Origin of the sequence: Kitasatospora sp. NPDC057518, from assembly GCF_042802075.1 — a bacterium.
Taxonomy (GTDB): domain Bacteria; phylum Actinomycetota; class Actinomycetes; order Streptomycetales; family Streptomycetaceae; genus Kitasatospora.
The window spans coordinates 1-2,371 of the sequence record NZ_JBHVEU010000718.1; the positions used below are offsets into that span (position 1 = coordinate 1).

At 74.7% G+C, this 2,371-nt stretch carries 2 protein-coding genes; both read right to left on the minus strand.

Annotated features, from left to right (window positions below; translation table 11 throughout):
- Positions 1-63: 63 nt before the first annotated feature.
- A complete protein-coding gene (locus ACFU7Z_RS38725) occupies positions 64-1,305 on the minus strand; it encodes a CynX/NimT family MFS transporter (protein WP_375877084.1) in 1,242 nt (413 codons plus the stop codon).
- Between the two features lie 64 nt (positions 1,306-1,369).
- Entirely contained in the window at positions 1,370-2,092 is a 723-nt protein-coding gene (locus tag ACFU7Z_RS38730) for a FadR/GntR family transcriptional regulator (RefSeq protein ID WP_049652863.1), read from the minus strand.
- Positions 2,093-2,371: the final 279 nt, after the last annotated feature.

Consider the following 2,371-nt stretch of genomic DNA (forward strand, 5'->3'; position numbering starts at 1 on the left):
CCGGACACCTGTGAGGGTGTCCGGGGCTCACCGCCGTCCGGAGCTGTAGTGCGCGCGGTCGGTTCAGAGGGTGCGGTTGCGGCCCGCGCCCCAGCCGGCCGCGCCGACCACCAGGACCAGCACCAGCATCAGCACCAGGGGGGTCTCCCAGCCGCCGGTCAGCTGGCGCAGCGCACCCGCGCCGACCGGGCCGGCCGCCGCGACCAGGTAGCCGATCGCCTGCGACATCCCGCCCAGCTGGGCGGCACCGGCCGCGGTGTTCGTGCGCAGCACGATGAACGCCAGGCCCAGGCCCAGCGAACCGCCCTGGGCCACACCCAGGATCGTCGCCGACACCCACGCGGCGGAGACCGGCGCGACCAGCAGCATCGCGATGCCCAGCCCGTTCAGGGCGACCATGACCACCGCCAGCGCGCGCTGGCTGGTCATCCGGCCGGCCATCAGCGGCACCAGGAAGGCGCCCGCCACCTGCACCAGGTTGGAGAAGGCGAAGACCAGACCGGCCTGGCCGCGGTCCATGCCGTGCTCGGCCAGGATCGTCGGCATCCACGCGACCAGGGTGTAGACCAGCAGCGACGAGATGCCCATGAAGAGGCTGATCTGCCAGGCCAGCGCGGACTTCCAGATGCCCTCGATCGGCTTGGCCGGCGCGGCGGCCGCGGCCACCGCCCCCTGCCGCTCCTGGCGGGAGCGCAGCACCTGCGGCAGCCAGGCCACCGCCGCGACCAGCGCGAGCAGCGACCAGGCGCCGAGCGAGGCCCGCCAGCCGCCGCCGAGCGCGTGCTCCAGCGGGACGGAGGTGCCGGCCGCGAGCGTGGCGCCGACCAGCATGGTGGTCGAGTAGACGCCGGTCATGGTGGCCGCGCGGTCCGGGAACTCGCGCTTGACCAGGCCCGGCATCGACACGTTCAGCACCGCGATCGCCACGCCGATCACCACGCAGCCCGCGTACAGGGCCGCCACCGAGGGCAGCACCCGCAGCAGCACGCCCGCACCCAGCACCAGCACCGCGCCGAGCACCACCCGCTCGGCGCCGAAACGGCGGGTCAGCCGGGGGGTGAGCGGGGCGCCGACGCCCTGGAACAGCACCGGGACGGTGGTGATCAGACCGCTCGCGGTGGCGGAGAGGCCGAAGGTCCGCTGGATCTCGCCGACCATCGGGGAGACCGCGGCCAGACAGGCGCGCATGTTCAGCGCGACCAGCACGATGCCGGTCAGCAGCAGCAGCGGATGGGCCAGCCGGGCGCGGCCGGGGAGCGGGGCAGGAGCGGTGACAACCGGCTGCTGGGCACGGGTGACGGCCATGGGTGTGCTGTTCTTTCGTGAATGTGCGGGGGAAGCGGACGGCGGAAGGGAGGCTCGCGCCGTCCTACTTCCGGGCCGCGATGGCCGCGAGCAGCTGCTCGACGGCCGCGGTCGGGCCGGCGAGCAGCGCACGACACGCCGCCTCGGCCCGGTCCGGGTCACCGCTCTCGATCGCGTCGACCAGCGCCTCGTGGGTGGCCACGACCGCCTCGGGCATGTCGTGGTCGCCGAAGGCGGAGGTCATCGCCTCGCGGACGGAGGCACCGAAGTAGCGGTACACCTCGGCCAGCGCGGGGTTGTGCGCGGCCTCGACGACGGCGGTGTGGAACTCCAGGTCGTGCTCGACGGTGGCCTCGCGGCTCGCCCGCTCGGGGTGCGCCGCGAACACCTCGGCCTCACGGGCCAGGGCGGCGCGCATCCGCCGGACGTCCTCGGGGGTGTGCCGCAGCGCGGCCAGCCGGGCGCCCTCGGTCTCCAGCGCCGCACGGACCTCCAGGACGTCCCGGATGCCGGAGCGCTGGACGCCGCGCAGCACGGACGCCGGGTCGCTGGTGGAGCGGACGAACGTCCCCTCGCCCTGCCGGGAGACCAGCATCCCGGCGTGCACCAGCACCCGGATCGCCTCCCGCACGGTGTTCCGCCCGACGCGCAGCTGCTCGGCCAGCTCGTGCTCGGTGGGAATCCGCGACCCCACCGGCCACGCCCCACCGGCCAGCTGCTCCCGCAACTGCTCGATCGCGGTGTCCACCAGGGAACGCCGCCCGGCCGCCTGCAGACCGCCGCTCATGCCGGACCTCCCTTCCCACCGCACACGCCGAAACCAGTCGTCGGTCATCCTACAACCGCTTGCCCGGTCATCCTACAACCCACTCCTGACCAGCCCCTGAACCCCCCGATCGGCCTCACCCCACCCGGCGCCGACAGCCCCTCCGGCCCCGAACCCGGGCCCAAGACCCATGGGCGGGTCCTCCCCGCGCCCTGCGTCCCCGCCTTGGGCCCCGCCCCGGACCCCCCGGGCGCGTCTCCTCCCCAGACACCAAATCCCCGCGCCCCAGCAGGGGCGCGG

Coding starts and splice junctions, on each gene's coding strand:
- ACFU7Z_RS38725 (WP_375877084.1), bottom strand. CDS start 1,305: ATGGCCGTCACCCGTGCCCAGCAGCCGGTTGTCACCGCTCCTGCCCCG.
- ACFU7Z_RS38730 (WP_049652863.1), bottom strand. CDS start 2,092: ATGAGCGGCGGTCTGCAGGCGGCCGGGCGGCGTTCCCTGGTGGACACC.